22 protein-coding genes are annotated in these 23,450 nt (G+C 62.4%); 8 read left to right on the forward strand and 14 right to left on the reverse strand.

The window, feature by feature from the left end; all coding sequences use genetic code 11:
* Window position 1 precedes the first annotated feature (1 nt).
* From LPB73_RS01465 to LPB73_RS01475, 3 genes are read left to right on the forward strand one after another with little or no spacing between them, the layout of a single operon-like run.
* On the forward strand, window positions 2-199 hold the full coding sequence (locus tag LPB73_RS01465; protein WP_120287058.1) for a hypothetical protein: 198 nt from the start codon (window positions 2-4) through the stop codon (window positions 197-199).
* The gene (locus LPB73_RS01470; protein ID WP_231079360.1) at window positions 196-1,611 is read left to right on the forward strand and encodes an amidase; all 1,416 of its coding nucleotides are present in this window, start codon (window positions 196-198) and stop codon (window positions 1,609-1,611) included. Before LPB73_RS01465 ends, LPB73_RS01470 begins: the two co-directional genes overlap by 4 nt.
* Window positions 1,608-2,591, forward strand: a complete 984-nt coding sequence (locus tag LPB73_RS01475; RefSeq protein ID WP_093757055.1) for an ABC transporter ATP-binding protein — start codon at window positions 1,608-1,610, stop codon at window positions 2,589-2,591. Before LPB73_RS01470 ends, LPB73_RS01475 begins: the two co-directional genes overlap by 4 nt.
* 7 nt (window positions 2,592-2,598) lie before the next feature.
* Here the strand turns inward: LPB73_RS01475 and LPB73_RS01480 are convergent, their stop codons facing one another.
* The 3 genes from LPB73_RS01480 to LPB73_RS01490 form a co-directional block, all read right to left on the reverse strand.
* Window positions 2,599-3,087 (reverse strand): CinA family protein, encoded by a 489-nt coding sequence (locus LPB73_RS01480; protein WP_231079361.1) that lies wholly within the window; start codon window positions 3,085-3,087, stop codon window positions 2,599-2,601.
* The gene (locus tag LPB73_RS01485) at window positions 3,084-4,055 is read right to left on the reverse strand and encodes an MBL fold metallo-hydrolase (protein WP_231079362.1); all 972 of its coding nucleotides are present in this window, start codon (window positions 4,053-4,055) and stop codon (window positions 3,084-3,086) included. The genes LPB73_RS01480 and LPB73_RS01485 overlap by 4 nt, the downstream gene beginning before the upstream one ends.
* 86 nt (window positions 4,056-4,141) lie before the next feature.
* Complete coding sequence (locus LPB73_RS01490; RefSeq protein ID WP_120287054.1) at window positions 4,142-5,056, reverse strand: transcriptional regulator GcvA; 915 nt, start codon at window positions 5,054-5,056, stop codon at window positions 4,142-4,144.
* Window positions 5,057-5,192: 136 nt separating this feature from the next.
* On the opposite strand from LPB73_RS01490, the gene LPB73_RS01495 reads away from it, so the two are divergent.
* Together LPB73_RS01495 and LPB73_RS01500 are read left to right on the forward strand one after the other, a co-directional pair.
* Window positions 5,193-5,396, forward strand: coding sequence for a DUF1127 domain-containing protein (locus tag LPB73_RS01495; RefSeq protein ID WP_089265979.1), 204 nt, complete (start codon window positions 5,193-5,195; stop codon window positions 5,394-5,396).
* Between the two features lie 30 nt (window positions 5,397-5,426).
* Window positions 5,427-6,038, forward strand: coding sequence for a GNAT family N-acetyltransferase (locus LPB73_RS01500; RefSeq protein ID WP_231079363.1), 612 nt, complete (start codon window positions 5,427-5,429; stop codon window positions 6,036-6,038).
* 108 nt (window positions 6,039-6,146) lie between these two features.
* On the opposite strand, the gene LPB73_RS01505 is transcribed toward LPB73_RS01500, so the two are convergent.
* Complete coding sequence (locus LPB73_RS01505) at window positions 6,147-6,986, reverse strand: oxidoreductase (RefSeq protein WP_231079364.1); 840 nt, start codon at window positions 6,984-6,986, stop codon at window positions 6,147-6,149.
* Between the two features lie 120 nt (window positions 6,987-7,106).
* On the opposite strand from LPB73_RS01505, the gene LPB73_RS01510 reads away from it, so the two are divergent.
* Complete coding sequence (locus tag LPB73_RS01510) at window positions 7,107-7,997, forward strand: LysR family transcriptional regulator (protein ID WP_231079365.1); 891 nt, start codon at window positions 7,107-7,109, stop codon at window positions 7,995-7,997.
* Between the two features lie 130 nt (window positions 7,998-8,127).
* On the opposite strand, the gene LPB73_RS01515 is transcribed toward LPB73_RS01510, so the two are convergent.
* Window positions 8,128-8,961, reverse strand: coding sequence for an enoyl-CoA hydratase (locus tag LPB73_RS01515; RefSeq protein ID WP_231079366.1), 834 nt, complete (start codon window positions 8,959-8,961; stop codon window positions 8,128-8,130).
* 21 nt (window positions 8,962-8,982) lie between these two features.
* Complete coding sequence (locus LPB73_RS01520) at window positions 8,983-9,684, reverse strand: SDR family NAD(P)-dependent oxidoreductase (RefSeq protein WP_231079367.1); 702 nt, start codon at window positions 9,682-9,684, stop codon at window positions 8,983-8,985.
* A gap of 90 nt (window positions 9,685-9,774) precedes the next feature.
* Here LPB73_RS01520 and LPB73_RS01525 point away from each other — a divergent pair, with 90 nt between their 5' ends.
* Window positions 9,775-11,532 carry an acyl-CoA dehydrogenase family protein gene (locus tag LPB73_RS01525; RefSeq protein WP_231079368.1) on the forward strand — a complete coding sequence of 586 codons (1,758 nt, stop codon included), beginning with the start codon at window positions 9,775-9,777 and terminating at the stop codon, window positions 11,530-11,532.
* 14 nt (window positions 11,533-11,546) lie between these two features.
* On the opposite strand, the gene LPB73_RS01530 is transcribed toward LPB73_RS01525, so the two are convergent.
* From LPB73_RS01530 to LPB73_RS01565, 8 genes are all read right to left on the reverse strand, one after another.
* Entirely contained in the window at window positions 11,547-12,701 is a 1,155-nt protein-coding gene (locus LPB73_RS01530) for an alpha/beta hydrolase (protein WP_231079369.1), read from the reverse strand.
* A gap of 67 nt (window positions 12,702-12,768) precedes the next feature.
* Window positions 12,769-14,007, reverse strand: coding sequence for a class I SAM-dependent RNA methyltransferase (locus tag LPB73_RS01535; protein WP_231079370.1), 1,239 nt, complete (start codon window positions 14,005-14,007; stop codon window positions 12,769-12,771).
* Complete coding sequence (locus tag LPB73_RS01540) at window positions 14,000-14,755, reverse strand: TlyA family RNA methyltransferase (protein WP_231079371.1); 756 nt, start codon at window positions 14,753-14,755, stop codon at window positions 14,000-14,002. The genes LPB73_RS01535 and LPB73_RS01540 overlap by 8 nt, the downstream gene beginning before the upstream one ends.
* Window positions 14,756-14,757: 2 nt before the next feature.
* Window positions 14,758-15,300 carry a nucleoside 2-deoxyribosyltransferase gene (locus LPB73_RS01545; protein WP_231079372.1) on the reverse strand — a complete coding sequence of 181 codons (543 nt, stop codon included), beginning with the start codon at window positions 15,298-15,300 and terminating at the stop codon, window positions 14,758-14,760.
* Between the two features lie 140 nt (window positions 15,301-15,440).
* Window positions 15,441-17,366 (reverse strand): 1-deoxy-D-xylulose-5-phosphate synthase, encoded by a 1,926-nt coding sequence (gene dxs / locus LPB73_RS01550; protein ID WP_089265987.1) that lies wholly within the window; start codon window positions 17,364-17,366, stop codon window positions 15,441-15,443.
* A gap of 343 nt (window positions 17,367-17,709) precedes the next feature.
* Window positions 17,710-19,017 carry an alpha/beta hydrolase gene (locus tag LPB73_RS01555; RefSeq protein WP_231079373.1) on the reverse strand — a complete coding sequence of 436 codons (1,308 nt, stop codon included), beginning with the start codon at window positions 19,015-19,017 and terminating at the stop codon, window positions 17,710-17,712.
* A gap of 101 nt (window positions 19,018-19,118) precedes the next feature.
* Window positions 19,119-19,370 carry an exodeoxyribonuclease VII small subunit gene (locus tag LPB73_RS01560; protein ID WP_231079374.1) on the reverse strand — a complete coding sequence of 84 codons (252 nt, stop codon included), beginning with the start codon at window positions 19,368-19,370 and terminating at the stop codon, window positions 19,119-19,121.
* A gap of 92 nt (window positions 19,371-19,462) precedes the next feature.
* Window positions 19,463-20,398 carry a histone deacetylase family protein gene (locus tag LPB73_RS01565; RefSeq protein ID WP_089265990.1) on the reverse strand — a complete coding sequence of 312 codons (936 nt, stop codon included), beginning with the start codon at window positions 20,396-20,398 and terminating at the stop codon, window positions 19,463-19,465.
* Between the two features lie 309 nt (window positions 20,399-20,707).
* On the opposite strand from LPB73_RS01565, the gene LPB73_RS01570 reads away from it, so the two are divergent.
* Complete coding sequence (locus tag LPB73_RS01570; RefSeq protein WP_231079375.1) at window positions 20,708-22,783, forward strand: putative bifunctional diguanylate cyclase/phosphodiesterase; 2,076 nt, start codon at window positions 20,708-20,710, stop codon at window positions 22,781-22,783.
* Window positions 22,784-23,450: the final 667 nt, after the last annotated feature.

A 23,450-nucleotide genomic window follows, 5' to 3' on the forward strand; every position in this document is an offset into this window, starting at 1 on the left:
CATGACCAAACCGACTGCCAAGCAGATCAAGGCGCTGACCGAAGTCAGCGGCCTTCCCGCATCCGACGAGGTTGCGGAGCGCATCGCCAATTCGATCGGCCCGGCCTTCGAAGGATTCGCGGCCGTGGCCGGGACCCTGCCGTTCGATCTCGAGCCCGCGACCTTCCTCGCCGTTCAGAATACGAAGGCTGCCAAATGAGTGTCACCGAACCCGCATTGCTGTCGCTGACGGAAGTCGCCGACGCCATCGCGACCAAGAAAATCTCCTCGCGGGAGGCCACGCAGTCGTGCCTCGATCGCGCCGTGAAATCGCAGCCGAGCCTCAACGCCTACATGTCGATCGAGGCCGATGCAGCACTGACGGCGGCTGATGCAGCCGATGCCGCGCTCGCCAGGGGGCAAAGCCGCGGCGTGCTGCACGGCGTGCCGCTGGCGCACAAGGACATGTATTACGACGAAGGGCACGTCGTGACCTGCGGCTCGCATATTCGCCGCGACTGGGTTGCGACCACCACGGCGACCTCGCTGCAGCGCCTGAAGGATGCCGGCACGGTGCGGCTAGGTTCGCTGCAGATGGTTGAGTTCGCCTATGGCCCGCTCGGTCACAACGTGCATTACGGCGCCGTGCATAATCCCTGGCATGTCGATCACGTCACCGGCGGGTCATCGTCGGGCTCGGGCTCCGCCGTGGCGGCGCGTTTGACTTTTGCAGCGCTGGGCTCGGACACCGGCGGATCGATCCGCCTGCCGGCGCATTTCTGCGGCGTCTCCGGTTTGAAGACGACCGTCGGTCTGGTCAGCCGCGCCGGTGCGATGCCGCTGTCGCAATCGCTCGATACGGTCGGCCCGCTGGCGCGGACCGTCGAGGATTGCGCGCTGCTGACCGGCCTGATGGCTGGTGCCGATCCGCTCGATCCAACCACCAGCACGCGCCCTGTGCCGGACTACATGGCGGCGACGTGTGCGTCCGCCAAAGGCATGACGGTCGGCATTCCCAAGGCATTCTATGTCGACGACCTCGACGCCGACACGGCTGCGATCTTGCAGAACACCATCGCGACGCTGAAGGATGAAGGCGTCAAGATCGTCGAGGTTGATCTGCCCAATCAGGGTCAGCTCACGGCGGCCTGCCAGTTCGTGCTCGCGACGGAAGCCGCGGCGATGCATAAGCGCTGGATGATCGAGCGGCCGCAGGATTACGGCGCGCAGGTGCTGATGCGGTTACAGAACGGTCTGGCGATCACCGGCGTCTCCTACATCGAGGCGCTGCGCTGGCGCGGTCCGGCACTTGCAGCCTATCTCGCTGCAGTCACCGGTACTGACGCCGTGCTGGCACCCGTCTCGCCCGGCGCGGCTCCGACCATTGCGGAGACCGATGTCGGCAACAGCTCTGGCGCCGAAGCGATGATCCAGCGCCTGACGCGCTTCACGCGCCCGATCAACTATCTCGGTCTGCCCGGTCTCTCGATCCCGGCGGGTTTCACCAAGTCGAAACTTCCGGTGGGCATGCAGCTGATCGGTCGCCCGTTCGATGAAGCGACGTTGCTGACCATCGGTGCGGCCTTCCAGCGCGCCACGGACTTCCACAAACAGTGCCCGGAGTTGGCATGAGTAATCTCGTCGAGGTTCGCAATCTCAACGTCCGGTTCGGCGGCGAACGCACCGTCTATGCGGTGAACGATCTCAACCTCACGCTCGGCGAAGGCGAGGTGCTCGGGCTGCTCGGTGAGTCCGGGTCGGGCAAGAGCGTCACCTTGCGCGCGCTGATGCGGCTACTGCCGAAGAAGCGCACGCAGATCACTGGCACGGTCAATGTGCTCGGCAAGGACGTGCTGGCGCTCGATGACGACGAGCTTTCGGCGTTTCGTGGCCAGACGGTGTCGATGATCTTCCAGGAGCCGGCGCTGGCGCTGGACCCGGTCTATACGATCGGCCAGCAGATCGCCGAAAGCGTGATGCGGCACGAGGGCAAGAGCCAGGCCGAGGGCGTGAAGCGCGCGCTCGAAATGCTCGAAGTCGTGCGTATCCCCTCCGCCAAGCGTCGCCTCGATGCCTATCCGCACGAGATGTCCGGTGGCATGCGGCAGCGCGCAATGATCGCGCTGGCGCTGGCCTGCAAGCCCAAGATTCTGCTCGCGGACGAGCCGACCACTGCGCTCGATGCCACCGTGCAGATTCAGATCCTGCTGCTGCTGCGCGAGCTGCAGCGCGAATTCGGCATGTCGATCATCTTCGTGACGCACGATATCGGCGTGGCCATCGAGATCTGCGACCGGGTCGCGGTGATGTATGCGGGCCAGATCGTCGAACAGGGCACGCTGAGCCAGATCGTACGCTCGGCCGTGCATCCCTATCCGCAGGGGCTGCTGGCCTCCACCGTGCACGGCGCCAAGCGCGGGGCACGGCTTGAGACCATTCCCGGTACGCCGCCGTCGCTCGACAAGCCGCCGGTGAATTGCTCCTTCGCGCCGCGCTGCAAATTCGCCCAGCCGCGCTGCGTCGAGGCGCCGCCGCCGAATGTCGAACTCGCCGACAATCGTGTGGTGCGGTGTATTCTCGCGGAGCAGGCGGCAGCGGCAGTGCCGGCCTGACGCTGTCCTAACCCGCCAAATTCTTCAGCAGGAACGTCAGCGCCGTCTGCGCGAAACTGTGCATGTTGCCGGAGCGGTCGTTGCTGCCGGTCTCCAGTGTCATGACCTCGTTTCGCGGGCCGGCGACGGCCATGCAGCTATGGCCAGCGTCGTCGCCATAGCGATTGCCGGAGGGGCCGGTGGCTCCGGTTTCCGACAGGCCCCAGTCGCAGCCGAGGCGGGTCCGGATCTGCTCTGCCAGCATCTGCGCATAGGGCTCTGAAGATGAGCGCATGCCCGGTATCCGAAACGCGTCATCGGAAATATCCATCAACACGCGCCGCGCATCCCGCGTATAGATCACGCCGCCGCCGATGAAATAGGCGGAGGCACCGGGCACTGCGAGCAGTGCAGCGGAAATCAAACCGCCGGTCGAGGATTCAGCTATGCCGATGGTCTGTTTGCGCGCGATCAGCTCAATGGCGATCTTCTCGGCGAGGGGAATGAGATCTCTCATGACTTCTTCCCCCAAGGTTTTGACCAGGGCCTGATCCACGGCTTCTTCGCCAGTGATCCATAGACAGCGCGAATGAAATTCTTGCTGGCGGTCTCGTTCGGCGCCCATTTGGCGTCGAGATCGGCAAATGGCTTGGCCGCCAGAACCTCGTCCTCGGTCTTGCCCTCCTTGATCAGCTTGGCCATGCGATCGCGCGCCGTCACCAGCATGGTGCGATAGTCGACCAGCGCAGCCTTGTTGGCGAGCGGACCGTGGCCGGGAACGATCTTGGTGTTGTCATTCGCCAGCTTCAGATAGGCGTCGGTCGCCGCGATTATGCCCTTGATATTGCCGCCGTTGAGGACGTCGATACTGGGATAGCGGCCGTTGGTGAATGTATCACCGGTCGCAATGACATTGGCGCTCTTGAAGTAGACATAGGTGTCGCCATCGGTATGCGCGTTGTCGGGATGGCGCAGTTCAGCGATGCGGCCGCGCAGGCTGAGCTTGAGCTGATGCGTGTAGGTGTTGGTCGGGAGCGCCGCCTTCGGCGCAGGCGGATTCTGTGCACCGGTCAGGAAGTTCGTGGTGCCTTTTTTCAGGCGGGTTCTGACCTTGACGTTGGCGACGATGGTCGCGCCTTCATTGGCAAAGGCCTCGTTGCCGCCGGTGTGGTCACCGTGGAAATGCGTGTTGACGAGATACTTGACCGGCTGCGGTGTCACCGCGGCGATGGCCGCCTTGATCTTGTCGTGCAGCGGCGCGAATTGGCTGTCGACGAGGATCGCGCCCGACTTGGCCGTGGCCAGCGTCATGTTGCCACCCTGGCCTTCGAGCATGTAAACGCCGTCACCAAGGTCGGTGGTCTTGATCTCGACCTTTGAGAAGTCGGGCGGCGGCGGTGCTGCCGGCGGTGTGGACGCCTGCTGTGCGAGCGCAGGCGCCAGCGCCAGAAGGGTGAAAACCGCAGCCAGTATCGTCCGATTCATCGCAAGCTCCATTCCGAAACAGGCCAGACTTCTAGCATGTTTCGGATGGCGATCTGCTCGCGAACACGTGATGTCGACAATGCCGATCAGCGGCCAGAACGGTCACGTTCCGGCGGGACCTGGGAGAGCAGCCAGTCGCGAAAGGCCTTCAGCTTCCGCGAGTCGGAAGAGGCTTCGGGGGACACCAGATAGAAGCCAGCGTCGGCGGGCATGCGCATGTCGAAGGGCACCACCAGCCGGCCCTTGGCGAGGTCGCCCTCCACATAGGTGGTGCGACCGATGGCGACGCCGAGGCCGTCGATCGCAGCCTGGAGGGTCATGAAGATCATGTCGAAGGTCAGGCCCGGCTGTTTCGAAATATCGGCGGGCAATCCGGCCGCGGTGAGCCAGAGCCGCCAGTCATCGTCATAGCCGCCGCTTGAATGCAGCAGCGTATAGTCCGCGAGATCCTGCGGCTTCAGCAGCGCCTTCTTTCCGGAGCGAAGCGCCGGGCTGCAGACCGGAAACAGATCGTCCGCCGTCAGCCAGTCGGCACGCAAGCCCGGCCACTGGCCGCGGCCGTAGCGGATCGCAGCATCGACATCGCCGCTCTTGAAATCGACCATGCTTGTCGACGTCGTGATGCGCACATCGATATCGGGATGGGCTTTCTGGAACGCTGAGATGCGCGGCAGCAGCCATTTCGACGCCATCGATGCCAGCGTGCTCACGGTCAGCACGTGATCATTGTCGCGGCGCTTGAGCCGGTCTGTGGCAAGACGCAGGTCGTTGAAGGCGGCGCGAACGCCCGGCAGGTAGTCGTGTCCTTGCGGGGTGAGTGCGAGCGCGCGGTTCTGCCGAACGAACAGTTTGAGACCGAGTTCGTCCTCCAGCCGCTTGATCTGATGGCTGATCGCCGTCTGCGTGACGTTCAACTCGCTCGCCGCATTGGTGAAGCTCAGATGGCGTGCGGCGGCTTCGAAGGCGCGCAGTCCGTTGAGTGACGGCAACCGGGTGCTCATCCGCGCTCTCTCCCTGGCGATCCACTGCTCTTGCCACACATGAGTTTGTATCATGTGACGCGGTGCACAATGTCGTTTGTGCAATGTGAGAATGAAGCCGATATTTCCTAAGTAAATTTAGCTTCAGGAGAGCAAAATGTCTACTTGCACCCACGAATCGATGACAAATCATCATGCTCCACTCAGTGTGGCGACGATCGCTGAGACGTTCCACGTCTGGCGGGAGCGTGCCCATCAACGCCGCGAACTGGCCCATTGGAGCGAGCGTGACATCCACGACGCCGGCCTTTCGGTGGGCGACGTAATGGCCGAGGCCAGCAAGCCGTTCTGGCGCGCGTAAAGACGGTCCGATCGTCCGGGAGCAACTGTCATGCAACATCTCGACCTCGATGACCTCGGTCAGTATTCCGATGTGGTGATGTCACGCAGTGGCGCCGCGGTGACGGTTCGGTTTGTCGAGCTTCACGATGCGGACGCGTTGCAGGCCTATTTCCGCGGCCTGTCGGTGCGGTCGCGCTACAATCGCCTGATGGGCGCCGCCAGCGAATTGCCGGCGGGGCAGCTCGATAAGTTCATCCATGTCGGCGAGGCCGACAGTTTCTCGGTCGTCGCGACGATCTCGCGCGATGGCTCGGAGACCATTGTCGGCGAGGCCCGCTACGCGTTCGATGAAGCGACGTCCCGTTTCGAATTGGGCCTGTCCGTAGCCGATTCCATGCAAGGGCAGGGCATCGGCGCGGCACTCATGTCCAATTTGGAATGCCGTGCTGCTGCGCTCGGAGCCGACCAGCTCTTCGGAGATACATTGCGCTCAAACGAGGCAATGCTCGCACTGGCCCGTAAGGCCGGCTTCACATTCGCGCCGACGCCGGGCGATTGGAAGCAGGTGCGCTTCGTAAAGCAGATCGATGCGGCGCCAACCGCAAACCCATGTGCGGTCTGGCGCCTCGCAGCGCAATCCCTGCAGCCGATACTTGCCTAAGCGCGGCAACGCTCGCCACGTTCAGGCAAGGTATGATGCGACGAAGCAATTCAATCCCTCTCTAGCTCAGGATTGCTTCGTCGCATCTGCGTGTCTTGAAGATGGCGCCTATGCCGTCCCTTTCGCGAAGTCTGTCGATGTGGCCACGTCGCGCCACGCAGCCAGTTCCTTTTCGACAAAAGCATGCTTGCTCTCGATCCGCGCAACCGTGTCGCTGCCGAGCGGCAATCGGAGCGGAGGGGTCTTGGCAGCCGCAAGCTGCATGAAGGCCTTTGCCAGCTTGCTGGGATCGCCGGGCTGCGCATGATTGGCGTCGGCGGCATGGCCGCGAGTCTTGCCGACGGTGGCGTGATAGTCGCCGATCTCCAGCGCAGTACGCACCAGCGAGTTATCGTCCAGAAAGTCGGTGCGGAAGAAGCCGGGCTCGACCACGGTCACATGGATGCCGAGCGGCGCGACTTCGGCGGCCAGCGCTTCACTGATGCCTTCGACCGCGAACTTGGTCGAGCCATAGACGCCCCAGCCCGGAAAGCCTGCATATCCGCCGACGGATGAAATGTTCATGATGTGACCCGAGCCCTGCCGGCGCATATGCGGCAGCACGGCACGGGTGACGCCGAGCAGGCCGAACACGTTGGTGGCATAGAGACGTTCGACTTCCTTGGCACTGGCTTCCTCGATCGCGCCGAGCAGGCCATAGCCGGCATTGTTGACCAGCACATCGATGCGGCCGAATTTCTTCACGGCCTGACCTGCGGCCTCATGGGCCTCGGTCTCGCTGGTGACATCGAGCCGCGTCGCCAGCAGGCGCTCATGGGTGCCGAGACGTGCGGTGACAGCATTGGGATCGCGGGCCGTTGCAACGACGGCATCGCCCTGGGCCAAGGCCTCCGCCGCAATGAGGGCGCCGAAACCGCGGGATGCTCCTGTGATGAACCAGACACGCATGATGGTCTCCCTTTCGTAATGGCCCCGCGTCAGTGCCGGGCTGATGGGAGGAAACTAGCGGCTCGCCAGAACTGAAATAATCCTCTATTCGTTCCATGTGTTCATGAGCTGGATTCAATAATGAGCTTGATCGGCCCGGCCGACCTCGCCACCTTTTTGGCGATTGCCCGGCATCGCAGCTTTCGCAATGCCGCCGTTGAGCTGGGCGTATCTGCTTCAGCATTGAGCCATGCCTTGCGCGGCATCGAGGAGCGTCTTGATGTTCGGCTGGTCAACCGCACCACCCGCAGCGTCGCGCTGACGGAGGCGGGCGAGCGGCTGTTCGCGCGGGTCAGTCCGGCGTTTCAGGACATCGATGATGCGCTGGAGGACCTCAATCATTTTCGTGGCAAGCCGGCGGGGACGTTGCGCTTCAACGCCGCCCGGCAATCGGCACAGCTCGTGCTGCTGCCGATCGTCACGCGATTCCTGAAAGTCTATCCGGAGATCAATGTCGACATTGCCGTGAATGACGGTCTTGTCGACATGGTCTCTGCCGGCTTCGATGCGGGCATTCGCTTCGGCGAAACTGTTGCGGCGGACATGATCGCGCTGCCGATCGGCCCGCGGCAGCGATCGGCCGTCGTTGCGTCGCCCGGCTTCCTCAAGCAGCACAAGCTGCCGCAGACGCCGCACGAGCTGAAAGATCTGCCATGTATCCGCTATCGATTCTGGGGCGGCGCGCTCTATCGCTGGGAGTTCGAGCGCGGCGGCATCGAGGTCGAGATCGATGTCGCGGGCGTGCTCACTTTGAACGATCAGGATCTGATGGTGGACGCCGCGCTGGACGGAGCCGGACTGGCTTACGTGTTCGAAGGGCAGGTCGAGGAGCTGATCGCCAAGCGCAAGCTGGTGCGGGTCCTCGCCGACTGGTGTCCGGCCTATCCCGGCTTCTTCATGTATTATCCCAGTCGCCGACAATTGCCGGCGGCACTGCGGGCGTTTGTCGATTTTGCCAGGACGGTGGGTTGAAGTTTCATGCGCTTTGCTCTCAGTCGTCATACGCGGGCTTGACCCGCGTATCCATCTTGACCGCATGCGCATCGTTCCGACAGGTGGATTGCCGGGTCAAGCCCGGCAACGACGTGGGAGAGGCTATTCCCTAGTTGCCAGAGAAGTTTGGCTTGCGCTTCTCGATGAAGGCTTGCACCGCCTCGCGGTGATCTGCCGTCATGGTCGTGCGGATCAGCCTCTCCGCTTCATGATCCCTCGCGGTGGTGAAATCGAATGCGAGCGCTTCGTCGAGATTGTCCTTCATGTAGCGCAGCGCCAGCGTCGGTCCCTGGGCCATGCCACGGGCCATGGCGAAGGCTTCGTCCTGCAGCCTGTCGTCAGGCACCACGCGGTTGAACAGACCGATGGCTTCGGCGCGGCTTGCCTCGACCTTATCGGCCGTGAACATCAACTCGCGCGCGCGGGCTGTGCCGACGAGCCGCGTCAGCAGCCAGGCGATGCCGTAATCGCCGCTGAGGCCGACGCGCAGATAGCCGGTGGAAACGAAAGCCGATTGCGCCGCGATGCGGATGTCGCAGGCCATGGCTATGGCAAGGCCGGCGCCTGCAGCGGGGCCGGGCAGGGCGGCAATGGTCGGCTTGCGTACGGCGACCAGCGCACCGGTCAGCAGGCGCTGGCGCTCCTGCAGGTCGGCAACGCGTTCGTCGAAGGACATATCGAGCGTGGACTGCTTGCGATGAGCGCCCATGCCCTTCACGTCCCCGCCGGAGCAGAAGGCCGTGCCGGCGCCTGTAATCAGTAGCGCGCCGACATCGGGGTTTTCGCCGCAGGTGCGGATCATCGTGCGCAATGCGGGCGTGAGATGATCCGACAGCGAGTTGCGCGCTTCCGGCCGGTTCAGGGTGATGACGGCAACGCGCTCGCGGATCTCACACAGCAGTTCACTGGTGCCGGTGTCGATGATCTTTGCGGCTTCACTCATGTATCTCGCCCCGTTCTCGCGTCAGAATTTCTCGACCCATGGACGGATTTCGAGCTCCGAACTCCAGGCACTGCGCGGCTGCTGTAGCACGTTCCAGTAATTCATGGCGATGGCATCGGGGTCGAGCATCGAATCCGGCCTGTCCGCGGGCTCGATCCGCACCGAACTGCGAATGCCGCCATCGATGACAAAGTGGGCGATGTGGATCCCTTGCGGTGCAAACTCGCGGGCCAACGACTGCGCCATGCCGCGCAAAGCGAACTTGCCCATGGCGAAGGGGGCCGATTGCGCAAAGCCCTTGATACTCGCGGAGGCACCGGTGAACAGGATGGCGCCGTGCTTGTTGGGCAACATGCGCTGCAATGCCTGTTGTGCGACCAGAAATCCGCCGAAGGCGCTAACTGCGATGGATTGTGCAACATCGGGAGGTGCGAGCTCGATGAAAGGTCCGCGGGCGCGCTGGCTGGCATTGTAAACGACGATATCGGGTGCGCCGATCTGGCGTTCGGCATCTGCAAACAATTTGGCGACATCTCCAGCCTGGGTCGCGTCGCAGGCAAAGGCCTTGGCGCCGGTCTCCTGGCACAGCGCATCCAGCTTGACGGGATTGCGGGCGGCGAGTGCGACGCGGATGCCCTGTTTGGACAGCAGCCTCGCCAGCGATGCGCTGATGCCCTCACCGACACCGACGATCAAAGCGGTTTCGTAATGCGGAATTTCCATGGATCAAATCTCCGGCTGGGCACTTTATTCGCTGGCGCGGTAGGCGCATGATGAAGATGGAAACGCAACTGCCAAACACAAGAGGCCGTCATGAACGCCCATGCCCAGATCGCCGCCAATCTGATCGCACCCGACACGTCCGGCATGAATTTCTACCGCGCCGATCCGGCGCTGACCGATCTGCTGCGCATTCATCTGCCGGAGGATCTGTTCAAGCATATCGAGCCGCATCTCGATCGGCTGGGTGGCCTTGTCGGTGGTCCGCTCGATGAAGCCGGGCGGATGGCCGACAAGCATGGGCCCGTGCTGCATCAGCGCGACAAGTTCGGCCAGGACGTTCAGTGGGTGGAATATCACCCGGCCTATCGCGAACTGGAGAACGCAGCCTTCGGCGAGTTCGGCATTCACGCGCTGTCGCACCGCAAGGGCATTATGGGCTGGCCCTCGACCTATCCGGTGGCGGCCAAACACGCCTTTACGTTCCTGTTCAACCAGGCCGAGTTCGGCATGGGCTGCCCGATCAATGTCACCGACGGTGCTGCGAAGCTGCTGTCGAATTACGGCGACGATGCGCTCAAGGCGAAATATCTCGACGGGCTGACGCAGACCGACATGAGCAAGCTGACCCAGGGCGGCCAGTTCATGACCGAGAAGGAAGGCGGCTCCGACGTCGGCAAGCTGACGACGCGGGCCGTGCAGGAGGGCGATCACTGGCGGCTGTATGGAGAAAAGTGGTTCTGCTCCAATGCCGATGCGAAGGTCGTGATGCTGCTGGCGCGGCCGGAAGGTGCGGTCGGCGGCACCAAGGGCGTCGGCCTGTTCCTGATGCCGCGGACGCTCGATGACGGCACGCCCAATCACTACCGGATCGTGCGCCTGAAGGACAAGCTCGGCACGCGGTCGATGGCATCAGGTGAGATCAAGCTTGAGGGCGCTATCGCTTATGCCGTCGGCAAGCTCGATCGCGGCTTCGTGCAGATGGCCGAGATGGTGAATTCGTCGCGCCTGTCGAATGGCGTGAAGTCGACCTCGCTGATGCGCCGCGCCTGGCACGATGCGATGGCAGTCGCGCGTGGACGTGTCGTGTTCGGCCAGCGCATTATCGACATGCCGCTGGCGCGGCGGCAGTTGATGAAGATCATGCTGGCGACCGAGCAGGCGTTGTCGATGAGCTTCCTCACCGCGGATGCGCTGGACCGTGCAGAGGCCGGCAGCCAGGACGCTGCAGCACTGCTGCGGATCCTGACGCCGACGCTGAAATTCCGTGCTACCCGTGACGCGCGCAAGGTCTGCGGCGACGCGATGGAGATGCGCGGCGGTGTCGGTTACATCGAGGAATTCGCCACCGCGCGGCTGCTGCGCGATGCGCATCTCGGCTCGATCTGGGAAGGCACCGGTAATATCGTCGCGCTCGATGCGCTGACACGTGCGGTTGGGCGGCATGGTGCGGAGGCTGCGCTTGCTGCCGACTTGCATGCGCGGCTGGACGATTCTCCGAGCGTACCGCAGGCATGGCGCGATCGGCTGCGCGGTCTCGCCGACCGTGCCATCGGCTTCGCGCGCGAGGTTGCCGCACGTTCCGACAATGAGGGCGATGCGCGCCGCGCGACCAGTTCGCTGTATCACGTGGCCAGTGCTGTCGCACTCACGTGGGAAGCGCATCGCATCCACGCCCGACGCGGTGACGCGCGACGCCTGCTGCTGTCACGCCTCGTCATCGATCATCGCCTGATGGCTCCCGATCCGTTTGCGCTGGTGGAAACTGAGACGCAGAAGGAGATCGTCACGCATCTGCTGGGTGAGCGTGATGTCAGTATGGCGGAAGCGGGCCGGCTGATGCTGGCTTGACCTGATCGCAGGGACTATGAGCGTGGACCGTTGTCTTTCAGGAACTCGAGCAACAGTCGGCTGACCTCTTCCGGCTGTTCCTGCTGCACCCAATGGCCTGCGCCGTCGATCAGGTGTACTGCGCGCATATTCGTGCAGGCGCTGTTTTGCATCGTCTCGATGGCGCCGGGGCGCTGATAGATGCCCCAGTCCTGCTTGCCCGAAATGAAAGCTGAAGGGACGTCGATGGTGCGACCGGCAAAGGTCTCGTAGTCGGCATTGAACGCGCCTGTCGTGTTACAGCGGTACCATTGCAATCCGCCCTGGAAGCCGGTGCGGGCATATTCACCGGCATAGAAGGCCAGTTCATTGTCCGGCAGCCATTTGCATGATGCGATCTGTTCAGGCGTCGGCATCTCTGCCGCGACGGTCTCGGCCATGGTCTGGTCGCGGTCCATCACATAATAGGTCGGCAGTTTCGCAAGTTCATTCGCCGTCCAGCCCTGCAATGGAGTGGGCGTGTTGCCCGGCCAGTCCGCACTCTTGTGATGATAATAGGCGCGCAGGAAATCATGCACGCCTTGCGGTGCGTGTTGCATGTGAGCATTGGCTTCGCGTGTGGCGTAGTACCACTGATAGTGGATACGCGGCCGCGGCAGTGCCGCGAGGTCGCGATGCACGGGATCTTCGGCCTTTGGCGGTGCCGGCTGATCGGCGGTGCCGAATGGCAGCGGCGGAGGCCAGGCAAAGGGCGCGCTCATCAGCACAACGGATCTGAAGACATCCGGTCGCACCAGCGCGCACCAGGCCGCAACCGAGCTGCCGTAGTCGTGTCCGACCACGGCGTCGACATGGCGATAGCCGAAAGCTGCGACCAGCCCGACCGCATCGCGCACGAGGTTGAGCAGATTGAAGGGACGCAGATCGCCATCATAGTCTGCGCTCCAGCCGGTGGTACGACCATAGCCGCGTTGGTCCGGCGCAATCACGTGATAGCCGGCCGCGGCGAGCTGCGGCATGACCTTGCGCCAGCTGAAGGCCAGCTCGGGAAAGCCGTGCACCAGCAGGATGCAGGGCCGGCCTTTGGTTTCAAAGCCGGCCTCCAGCACATGGACACGCAAACCGTTGATGCCCTCGACAAAACGCGAGCGAATTCCGGCCGGAAGAATGTGGGACTCGATGGGTGTCACGTCGCCTCCATGCTGCACTTGTGCGGCAGCGTGGGCGCACTCCAGCGCAAGCACCGTGAAAAGACAACTAGCGTTTGAAGCGGGCCGCCAATTCGATATGGGGCGTATGCCGGAACTGGTCCACGGGTGTGACGCTGTCGAGCTTGTAGCCGCCATCGATCAGGATCTTTGCATCGCGTGCGAAGGTCTGGACGTTGCACGACACGGCGACGACGACGGGGATCTTGCTGGCCGCGAGCCGTTCGACTTGTGCCTGCGCGCCCTGACGCGGCGGATCGAACACGACAGCGTCGAAGTCGCGCAATTCCTGCGGCACCAGCGGACGGCGAAACAGGTCGCGCATCTCCGCCTTGATCGGCTTCAGGCCCTTGGTGTCCTTGATGGCCTGCTGCAGCGAGGTGATGGCGCCTGCATCGCTATCGAAAGCTGTAATCTTCGACTTGGTGGCCAACCGCAGCGCGAAGGGACCGATGCCGCAGAACAGGTCGGCAATGTTCTTCGCGCCTTTGCAGAGTTGGAGCACAAGCGCCGCCAATGTCTCTTCACCGGCGGCCGTGGCCTGCAGGAATGAGCCCGGCGGCAGTGTAACCTGCGCGCTGCCCATCGTGACCACAGGCGGTACGCGCATCAGCACGAGTTCACCATGCCGCGTGAGGCGTGCCAGTTTGTGCGCCTCGGCGATGCGCGACAGCGCTGTGATGATAGCGGTCGGCAATGGCCCGGTGCCGCGGACGTCGATATCGAGTCCGTTGCTGGCCGCTGTCACCTGAATGTCCAAGGGCTTGCTGACCGGCTTCAACACCTCGGCCAGCGCGCGCGCGGCATCGAGCGCGCCATCCAGCGCGGGATCCAGAATCGGGCACGCGTCGATAGCGATGATGGCGTGGCTTGCCGATGCCGCGAAGCCGACACGCAGTCCGCCATCGCTGCCACGCCGGGCATGCAACGTTACGCGGCGGCGGCCGGCGCCATGGGCATCGACGATCGGATCGACCGGGCAGGTGATCTTCGCTTGTGCCAGCGTGTCGATCACGATCTGGCGCTTCCAGGCCTGATAGGGATCGGGCTGCCAGTGCTGGATGGCGCAGCCGCCGCAGCGCGTGAAGTAGGTGCAGAACGGATCAATTCGTTCCGGGCTGGCGGTGTCGATCTGCAGCAGTCGCCGCCGCTCTGGATGCCCGTCATCGGGGTCGGCGTCGACGATCTCATGCGCCAGCGTGTAGGGCACGAACAGCGGCGCGCCGCCAGTGAGGCAGACGCCGTCGCCGCGCTGGCCGACGTAATCGATGGTGAGGCGTTCAGCCACGCCGGGCACCCATGAAGAATTCGATATTGCCGTCACCGCCGGTGATCGACGACGGGAAGACCTCGATATCGGTGCAACCGAGCGTCCTGGCAAAATCCGTGATGTCGTCGCAGATGGCCTGATGCACGGCGGCGTTCTTGATGATGCCGCGCTTGGATTGCTTTCGATCGGCCTCGAATTGCGGCTTGATCAGCGCCAGCAGGCTCATCGGCGCCGCCGCGAGTGACAGCGCGACAGGCAGCACAGTCTTGAGCGAAATGAAGCTGACATCGATTACCACGACGTCTGGACGCGCCGGCAGGCGCTTGTTTTCATAGCTGCGGATATCCGTTTCTTCCATCGAGATGATTTTCGGATGGCCGTGCAGCGATGGATGAAGCTGGCTGTGCCCGACATCGATGGAGAACACCATGCTGGCGCCGTTGGCGAGCAGCACTTCTGTAAAACCGCCGGTGGAGGCGCCGACGTCGAGGCAGACGTGGTCCTCGATCTCGATCGGATATAGCTCGAGCGCGCCGGCCAGCTTGACGCCACCGCGCGAGACCCAGGGATGCGCCGGTTCAGCCTCGATCGCGGCGTCGAGCAGCAGCGGTTCTGACGCTTTGGCGACCGCTTTGCCGTTGGCCTTCACAAGCCCCGCTTCGATGGCGGCTTGCGCACGCGCGCGGCTTTCGAAAATTCCGCGGTCGACGAGAAGTGTATCGGCGCGTTTGCGCGGCGCGGCAGCAGTGTTCTGAGATTTCGTCATGGTCAGTACGATGCAGCAAGTTTCAAACAGGCTTCGAAGCTCGTCAGATCCTGCCAGAGATCATCGGGTGCTTCACGGGGGACGATCATGGACGCGCCATAGAGATCGAGCGCGTGGATCATCATCAGATTGTCGGCGAGGCCGAAATTCTCAACGGTGAGCCCATCCGCATCCACCAGATGTCCGTCCCGATCGGTGACCTCTGTCATGCGGCGGACACGGTCGATATAGAGCGTGGGGTCATTGCAATAGCCGAAGCAGAGCTTGCCGTGGCCCGCCATATAGCCAAGCTCGAACACCGTGCCGGCATCGGCGCTGGGACCGCGGAACGGCGTGAGATTGGCGATGATAATGTCGCAATGATTCATCATCGCTTCGTTGCCGTGGAAGATCTGGCGCGAAGCGTCGCCGGCATTGATGTCGATGGCGTTATCGAGCGGGAAGAACCCGTGCGCGCCGTAGCGCTTGCAGAGCGCGACCTTCTGCCGGCCGATCTCGGCGGCATTGGGCAGGAACACGTCGGGGCCTGCAAGATAGATATTCATGAAGTCCCCGTCTCATGGTGAGCCGCGCCGACATTGACGAGCCAATTCAGACGAGAACGAGGCAATCCGGCGGTTCCTGCCGAATTGCCTCGTCGTATTCTCTTCGCAATTGCAAACGCGATGTCGCGTTCAACGACAGATCAAGCGAGCTTGACGGTCTCGGCCTTGAAATCCTTGCCGAGGGTCTCGAACACCTTCTTGACGATCCCCTTGGAGTCCAGACCCGCTTGGGCATACATCGCTGCCGGCGTGTCGTGATCCTGGAACATGTCGGGCAGCACCAGCGAACGCATGCGCAGACCGCCGTCGAGCATGCCGTTGTCGGCGAGCAACTGCATCACATGCGAGCCGAAGCCGCCAATCGAACCTTCCTCGACGGTCAGAAGGATCTCGTGATCGCGGGCGAGCTTGAGGATCATGTCAGTGTCGAGCGGCTTCATGAAGCGCGCGTCGGCAATGGTGGTCGACAGGCCGTGGGCGGCGAGTTCGTCGGCGGCCTTCTCACATTCGGCAAGGCGCGTGCCGAACGACAGAAGAGCAACCTTGCTGCCTTCGCGGACGATGCGGCCCTTGCCGATTTCCAGGGGAATGCCGACTTCCGGCATCTCGACGCCGCGGCCTTCGCCGCGCGGATAACGCAGGGCGCTCGGTGAATCGTTGATGGCGACCTGGGTCGCGACCATGTGCACCAGTTCGGCCTCGTCGGAGGCGGCCATGATGACCATGTTCGGCAGGCAGCCGAGATAGGCATTGTCGAATGAGCCCGCATGGGTCGCACCATCCGCACCGACCAGTCCGGCACGATCGATGGCGAAACGCACGGGCAGGTTCTGGATCGCCACGTCGTGGACGATCTGGTCGTAGCCGCGTTGCAGGAAGGTCGAGTAGATCGCGCAGAACGGCTTGTAGCCTTCGGTCGCAAGACCCGCGGCAAAGGTCACTGCATGCTGCTCCGCGATGCCGACGTCGAAGGTGCGGTTCGGGAACGCCTTGTTGAAGATATCAACGCCTGTACCCGACGGCATGGCCGCGGTGATGGCGACGATCTTGTCGTCCTTCTCGGCTTCCTTGACGAGGCTCTGGCCGAACACGTTCTGATAGGCCGGGGCGTTGGGCTTGGACTTCGACTGGGTGCCGGTGGCGACGTCGAACTTCACGACGGCATGATATTTGTCTGCCGCAGCTTCGGCCGGACCGTAGCCCTTGCCCTTCTGGGTCACGACGTGAAGCAGGATCGGGCCGGTCTCCATGTCGCGGACGTTCTGCAGCACGGGCAGCAGGTGATCGAGGTTGTGGCCGTCGATCGGGCCGACATAATAAAAGCCGAGCTCTTCAAACAGCGTGCCGCCGTTGACCATGAAGCCGCGCGAATATTCTTCGACGCGCTCGGCACGGTCGGCGATCAGTTTCGGCAGATGTTTGCCGAGCTGTTTGGCGGCATCGCGCAGCGAGCGGTAGGTCTTGCCCGAATACATGCGCGACAGATAGGCCGACATGGCGCCGACCGGCGGCGCGATCGACATGTCGTTGTCGTTGAGGATGACGATGAGGCGGGAATTCATCGCGCCTGCGTTGTTCATGGCTTCATAAGCCATGCCTGCCGACATCGAACCGTCACCGATCACGGCGATAACGTTGTTCTTGCCGCCGGAGAGGTCGCGGGCGACCGCCATGCCGAGGCCGGCGGAGATCGAGGTCGAGGAATGCGCGGCGCCGAACGGATCGTATTCGCTCTCGCTGCGCTTGGTGAAGCCGGACAGACCACCGGCGGTGCGGAGCGTACGGATACGGTCGCGGCGACCGGTGAGGATCTTGTGCGGATAGGCCTGATGGCCGACATCCCAGATGATGCGGTCGCGCGGCGTATCGAAGACGTAGTGGAGGGCGGTGGTCAGTTCGACAACGCCAAGACCGGCGCCGAAGTGGCCGCCGGTGACGGACACCGCATCGATGGTTTCCTGACGAAGCTCGTCGGCAACCTGACGAACCCGCTCGATCTTCAGCTTCCGGAGATCTTCCGGAGTCTTGATGGTATCGAGCAACGGTGTCTTACTAAAATCGGTCACGGCACTATTCCAATTTTACATGTCCGGGACTGCGTCTGGCTTCGGGGCCGTCGCGTTTCCGCGCGCCCACCGGACAACCGCAGCCTCCAGAACCGGGAAGCCTGTTTCGAGGCCTTATAATGGGCTTCGATTTTTCAGTGTGATATCTAACATGCTTGGCGGCGACTTCATCTGATCATTTTTGCCAGATGAATGAAGCGCTTATCTACGTTAACGGCGGGCGTTTCAGCCTGCTCGTCAGCGCATAGTCCTAGTCCCTTTACACCAAAGCGATGGCCAAAGCCAACCGCCGTGCCTGCGGGGGTGGCAGCACAAAGGCGCTATGGACATTCGCGCGGTGTGCCTAGCCGATGCGCCGGGCGACCGGTTCCGTCTCATGGGAACCCGTGTGGGTAGGGCTCTTCACGCCCAAATCGAGCTTTTTCCATGCGTTTTCGCGGGTGGTGGGGGTGCCATCGACCAACGCCAAAGTTGTAGCCGGCTGACTGACACGCCCCCTGAGAGGCACAGGCCCGCAAACGATCATGAAGAAATCGTAGGCATGCGGCCGCTCATTGGCCATGACGAACTGGAAGTGCACCCGGAAGAATTTCCAGCGGAACCGGTTGTAATGTTCCGGGCGGATGATTTCGCGGAACCGGACGGGGACGATGGTGGGATTGCGCCGGGCCGCGCCGGCGTCGATCCCGTGACCGGCGATGGGATCGAACGGAAAGAAGTTCATCACGTCCTTGCGGGATTGGCAGTCGATCCAGTCGATGGAAGGCTCCACGGCCAGCAGCCGCAAATTGTCGCGAAAGCCTTGCGCGACTCTATGGAAGCCGACGATCGGCATATTGCCGCCGAGCGTCAGCAGCACGACGCGAGGGCCGTGGCTACCGAGTTCCGGATCGAGTTTCAGCGCGCGGGCGAGGATTTCGGAGCCAAGGAACGAACCGGAGCTGTGACCGACCAGCACGATTTCCTGCGCTTTGGTAGACTTGGCGACCTGGACCAGATGCTGCGCGAAGCGGTCGATCCGGGCGTCCCAGTCCGGCCGGTTGCCGTGGGAAAACTGCCAAGTGAAGATCGTATCGGCCATCAGATAAAGCAGATAGGTGTGCTTTTCGGTATATTTCAGCAGCGTGCCGAGCACCGCCACGAACACCGCCGCAGCGCCGCAGCCCACCAGAAATCCGTGTATTCCAAGCGCCTGCAGCCCCAACGCGAATAGCCAGGCGATGCCCGCCGACCAGATCGCTCCGTTGAGCAACAGGACGTGGGGCCAGCTGATGAAGGTGGCGAAGCGCCAATGCGCCTTCCAGAACCGGCCCATCGTGCCGGAGAAGACGAGGCCCCAATAGATGGCGATGGCGTGGATCAGCGTGCGCCAGATCGGCACGGCCAGATCGCGCTGAATCATGTCTTCCCAGCGCAGGAAATCGTAATCGGTTGTGGTCTGCCAGCCGTCGCCGGAGGTTTCGATGCGCCAGGAGGCGGATTCATGCGCGAATTCGCCGTCGGTATGGCCTTTCGGCCGGCTGACGGAGGTGGTCAGACCATAAAGGCGGCCGAACTTGCGCAGTTCGGTCCGAAACATGCGGTAATACTGCGAGAGGCCCCGCGGATCGTATCCCTGCACATAGATGACATGACGGTGCTGGACGCGCACGCTGGTTCCCCGGACTGACGGCGGACTATAAACAGGCCGCGCCATGCGCCAAGCGCTAATTCGGCCGCGGGGTGGTGCGAGGTCTCAGCCCGCGCGATTTCCTACTGGACGTCCAGGGGTTCGGTGCCGACCGCTTTGCCGTTCGAATCCGTGGTGATCTTGTCCACGCGGGCTTCGGCCTGACGCAGCAATTCGTCGCAACGCCGCTTCAGCGCCTCGCCGCGCTCATAGATGGCGACCGACTCTTCCAGCGGTACCTTGCCGTCTTCGAGGCGCTTCACGATCGATTCCAGTTCTTCGATCGCGGTTTCAAACGTCAGTTTCTTGACGTCAGCGTGGTTGTTTTCGGCCATTCGGTTTCCCGTGTGCGCATTTTGGAAGGACGGAGTCAAAGATATGTTTGAGGGCGTATTGTGGCGGGTAGGTTTTGCGACCTGCGCGCCTTTCAGCGCGATGCCCCCATCAGCGCAGAAACATGGGCCGCAGCCGATTCTTTCAAGCCCTGCAGATCATAACCACCCTCGAGTACCGAGACAATGCGGCCACCGGCGGTGCTGTCGGCGAGATCCATCAGCTTGCGCGTCACCCAGCCGAAATCCTCGGCGTCGAGATTGAGCGATGCGAGCGGATCGCGGCGATGCGCATCGAAGCCGGCGGAGATGATCAGCAGTTCCGGTGCGAATTTCTGCAGTTGCGGCAGGATGAGATTGTCGAAGGCAGAGCGGAATTTTGCACTGCCGTCGCCATCATGCAGCGGAGCATTGACGACCGTGTCGTGCTCGCCGCGCTCCTGGGATGCACCGGTACCGGGAAACAGCGGCATCTGATGTGTCGAGCAATACATCACTGTGGGGTCGGCCCAGAAAATGTCCTGCGTGCCATTGCCATGGTGGACGTCGAAATCCACGACGGCCGCGCGGGTAATGCCGTAGGTGCGCTGCGCATACCGCGCTGCAATCGCGGCCTGATCGAAGAAGCAGAAGCCCATCGGCTTGTTGTGCTCGGCATGATGGCCGGGCGGGCGGGTCGCGACGAAGGCATTGCTGTGCTCGCCTTTCATCACCGCGTCGGTCGCCGCGATTGCGCCGCCGACGCCGCGCATCACCGCTTCCCAGGTGCCGGGGGACATCGACGTATCGCCGTCGAGATAGACGAGGCCGCTGCTCGGCGCGACATGGCGCAGCTCATCGATGTAATGATTGTCATGACAGAGGCTGACGACGTCGAGATTGCCCTCCGGCGCTTCGCCCCGCACCAGCGCGTTGAAGCGGTCTTCGCTAAGTGCCTGCGCCACCGCGCGCATACGGTCGGGGCGTTCAGGATGGCCGGGCGGGGTGAGGTGATCGAGCGAGGCCGGATGGCTTAGAAGAAGTGTCGTCATGCAAATGGTCCGCAAGCGCAGGGTGCGCTGGTATGATGAGACGATAACCTAGCCGGTCAGGTCAGGTTCCGATAGGGGGGCATCGCTGGTGCGGTCGTCCCCTAACAAAGCTACCGATCAGAATTATGGATCGCTTTCTTCACATTCGATTCATGTCGTTTCATCGACACCGCCTGACGCCGCGGAATTGAAATGCGCGTTAAGTCGCGGCTGCTATCGGTGGAGGCCGCGGCATTCTGCGGAGAAGGTGCGCATATTCCATCGTCGGACTCCGCAGTTGCGCTCGCGTCTGGGGTGGGTTCGTACGCGATGAGTGAATCGAGATATCCAAGGCGCGTACCCCATCTCTTGCGTTCGGTGTGGCCGTTCGTTGCCATCGTCTTGCTGCAAGCATTTCTCGCCGGCACCAGCATCCACATCCTGTCGTCGGTCCGCGCCTATGTCACCGGCGAAAGCCGATGGTCGAAGGGGCAGATGGAGGCGGTGCATTCGCTCAGCCTCTATGCCGAGACCGGCGACGATAAATATTATCGTCTCTATCAGGCGAGCATCGCCGTGCCGCTCGGGGATCTCATCGCGCGCCGCGCGCTCGAACAGGCGGTGCCGGATCTGCGGGCTGCCTATGACGGATTCCTGCAAGGCGGCAACGATGCCGCAGACATCCCCGGCATGATCTCGCTGTTTCGCAATTTCAGCAAGGTCGTCTATCTCGCCCGAGCCATCGAGACCTGGCACGCCACCGATCCCGTGATCCAGAATTTGGTCGATACAGCCGACGCCATTCACGCCAGCGTCATCGATGGCAAGGTGGGATCGATGCGCCTTGCAGCCCTGAAGGCGCAGATCGACCAGATCAATGAACAGACCTCGCCGCTGGCAGTGGAGTTCTCCCGACGCCTCGGCATCGGCTCCCGCGCCATTCAAGGCATTCTGCTGGTCGCCAATGTGTTCACCGCGGCGCTGTTGATCCTGCTCGGCATCTGGCGGACACGTAATCTGCTGATCCAGCGTCAGCGCTTCGAGACGGCGCTGAAGATCGAGAAGGAGCGTGAGCAGAAATACATCTCACGTCTCGCGTTCCAGGCCTCGCATGATGCACTGACGGGGCTGGCGAACCGCCGCGAATTCGAGCGTCGGGTCCAATACGCATTGCCGCGGATCGACGCCGATGCGCGGCCGCATGCACTGATGTTCCTCGATCTCGATCAATTCAAGATCGTCAACGACACCTGTGGCCATGCTGCCGGCGATCATCTGCTGCGGCAGGTCTCGGGCATACTGAAAAAACATCTGCGCCCGGACAATCTGTTGGCCCGCCTCGGCGGCGATGAATTCGCTGTGCTGCTGGAACGTTGCGAGCCGGATCGTGCGGCGGCGACCGCCGAGCGATTGCGGCGGACGGTCGAAGAGCTGAACTTCGTCTGGAACGGACGTTCGTTCAACGTCACCGTCAGTATCGGCCTCGTCTGTATCGCGCAGCCCGAGGTGACGCTGGAAGAAGCGCTGCGCGCAGCCGATGCAGCTTGTTACATGGCCAAGGAGAAAGGCCGCAATCGCGTTACACTGCATCAGCCCAGCGATTCCGAATTGCTGCAGCGGTTCGGCGAAATGAACTGGGTGCAGCGCATTCACGATGCGCTGGAACAGGATCGCTTCTGTCTCTATGCCCAGAAGATCATTCCGCTCAGCGAGCGCGAGGATGGCACTCTGCATGTCGAACTGTTGTTGCGGCTGCGCGACGAGGCGGGGCAACTGGTTGCGCCCGGCCATTTCATTCCCGCGGCGGAACGTTATGGTTTGATGACGCTGATCGATCGCTGGGTGGTCAGGAATGCGTTCATCATTCTCGCCGCGCGATTGGTCGAAGGTGCCACGCCGGTCTCGACCTGCGCCATCAACCTGTCCGGCGCGACATTCAAGGATGAAAGCTTTCTGGACTATGTCCGCGAGCAGTTCCGCATCTATCGGATACCGCCGACCATCATCTGCTTCGAGATCACCGAGACAAGCGCCATCGCCAATCTCGCCGATGCCAATAAATTCATTCAGGCGCTGCAGCAGATCGGCTGCCGCTTCTCGCTGGACGATTTCGGCAGCGGCATGTCGTCCTTCGCCTATCTCAAGCACCTGCCTGTGGACTATCTCAAGATCGATGGCTCCTTCGTCAAGGACATGCTCACCGATCCGATCGACCGCGCCATGGTCGAGATGATCAGCCATATCGGCAAGATCATGGGCAAGCGGACGGTGGCGGAATTTGTCGAGAGCGACGAGATCATCACGGCGCTCACGGAGATCGGCGTCGACTTTGCGCAGGGCTATGCGGTGGGCAGGCCGGAGCCGTTCGATGTCCATAGCGAGATCGATCGGAGGAACGTGGCGTAGAAGGTGAAGGCCGTTCAATTTCATGATCGTCATGGCCGGATGGCGCGAAGCGAGCTTCGCAATAATCCCAGGCTTCTCCCCACGTCATGGCCGGGCTTGACCCGGCCATCCATCTTTCTTGTGCGACGGTGTGCGGGCCAAGCTGGATCCCCGGGTCAAGCCCGGGGATGACGACTGAGTATGTCGTGGCCACGGAGCGACACGTCTCTCCTGATTCAACTGTCAAACAGCCACTACCCTTCAGACATGCGTCATCACCCCCATTGTTTGCGGCGCGGGGGCGCCGTCGTCTCTTGCATTCCCACCCTCCTGTGAGAGGGCGTGCGGAACGCCGGGTGCCCGTTGCACCCTTGGGCCTGATGCGATGCGGTCTTCCGCAATAGTGAATGCATCAGGACTTTCGGAGGCGCCGAGCAAGTGCCCGACGTTCCGCCTGCGGTGTTTTTTCGGTTGCTTGCACTTTGCCTCGACGAACGCTCCGATCGCGAATTAAAGTCCCAAGGCGATGGGAAGGGAGCCTCAAGCGAGTAGGCCGAACGCGTTTCGAGTTGGTCGTCCGTCACACTGTCCAGGGGTCTTTCCATCTCAAGACCAGCCGTCTCCTTGCCAGTGGCAGTGCTGGCGCAGATCCGTCCTGCCCGAAGACAGACGTTCCCCCATGAACCGC

Source organism: Tardiphaga sp. 37S4 (genome assembly GCF_021044645.1).
Classification (GTDB): domain Bacteria; phylum Pseudomonadota; class Alphaproteobacteria; order Rhizobiales; family Xanthobacteraceae; genus Tardiphaga; species Tardiphaga robiniae.

What these genes read in the sequence shown, in the direction of transcription:
- LPB73_RS01485 (WP_231079362.1), bottom strand. Translation starts at nt 4,055, where the DNA reads ATGAATCGGACGATACTGGCTGCGGTTTTCACCCTTCTGGCGCTGGCG.
- LPB73_RS01510 (WP_231079365.1), top strand. Translation starts at nt 7,107, where the DNA reads ATGAGCTTGATCGGCCCGGCCGACCTCGCCACCTTTTTGGCGATTGCC.
- LPB73_RS01475 (WP_093757055.1), top strand. Translation starts at nt 1,608, where the DNA reads ATGAGTAATCTCGTCGAGGTTCGCAATCTCAACGTCCGGTTCGGCGGC.
- LPB73_RS01495 (WP_089265979.1), top strand. Translation starts at nt 5,193, where the DNA reads ATGTCTACTTGCACCCACGAATCGATGACAAATCATCATGCTCCACTC.
- LPB73_RS01525 (WP_231079368.1), top strand. Translation starts at nt 9,775, where the DNA reads ATGAACGCCCATGCCCAGATCGCCGCCAATCTGATCGCACCCGACACG.
- LPB73_RS01545 (WP_231079372.1), bottom strand. Translation starts at nt 15,300, where the DNA reads ATGAATATCTATCTTGCAGGCCCCGACGTGTTCCTGCCCAATGCCGCC.
- LPB73_RS01570 (WP_231079375.1), top strand. Translation starts at nt 20,708, where the DNA reads ATGAGTGAATCGAGATATCCAAGGCGCGTACCCCATCTCTTGCGTTCG.
- LPB73_RS01560 (WP_231079374.1), bottom strand. Translation starts at nt 19,370, where the DNA reads ATGGCCGAAAACAACCACGCTGACGTCAAGAAACTGACGTTTGAAACC.
- LPB73_RS01540 (WP_231079371.1), bottom strand. Translation starts at nt 14,755, where the DNA reads ATGACGAAATCTCAGAACACTGCTGCCGCGCCGCGCAAACGCGCCGAT.
- LPB73_RS01565 (WP_089265990.1), bottom strand. Translation starts at nt 20,398, where the DNA reads ATGACGACACTTCTTCTAAGCCATCCGGCCTCGCTCGATCACCTCACC.
- LPB73_RS01500 (WP_231079363.1), top strand. Translation starts at nt 5,427, where the DNA reads ATGCAACATCTCGACCTCGATGACCTCGGTCAGTATTCCGATGTGGTG.
- LPB73_RS01490 (WP_120287054.1), bottom strand. Translation starts at nt 5,056, where the DNA reads ATGAGCACCCGGTTGCCGTCACTCAACGGACTGCGCGCCTTCGAAGCC.
- LPB73_RS01520 (WP_231079367.1), bottom strand. Translation starts at nt 9,684, where the DNA reads ATGGAAATTCCGCATTACGAAACCGCTTTGATCGTCGGTGTCGGTGAG.
- LPB73_RS01480 (WP_231079361.1), bottom strand. Translation starts at nt 3,087, where the DNA reads ATGAGAGATCTCATTCCCCTCGCCGAGAAGATCGCCATTGAGCTGATC.
- LPB73_RS01465 (WP_120287058.1), top strand. Translation starts at nt 2, where the DNA reads ATGACCAAACCGACTGCCAAGCAGATCAAGGCGCTGACCGAAGTCAGC.
- LPB73_RS01505 (WP_231079364.1), bottom strand. Translation starts at nt 6,986, where the DNA reads ATGCGTGTCTGGTTCATCACAGGAGCATCCCGCGGTTTCGGCGCCCTC.
- LPB73_RS01470 (WP_231079360.1), top strand. Translation starts at nt 196, where the DNA reads ATGAGTGTCACCGAACCCGCATTGCTGTCGCTGACGGAAGTCGCCGAC.
- LPB73_RS01515 (WP_231079366.1), bottom strand. Translation starts at nt 8,961, where the DNA reads ATGAGTGAAGCCGCAAAGATCATCGACACCGGCACCAGTGAACTGCTG.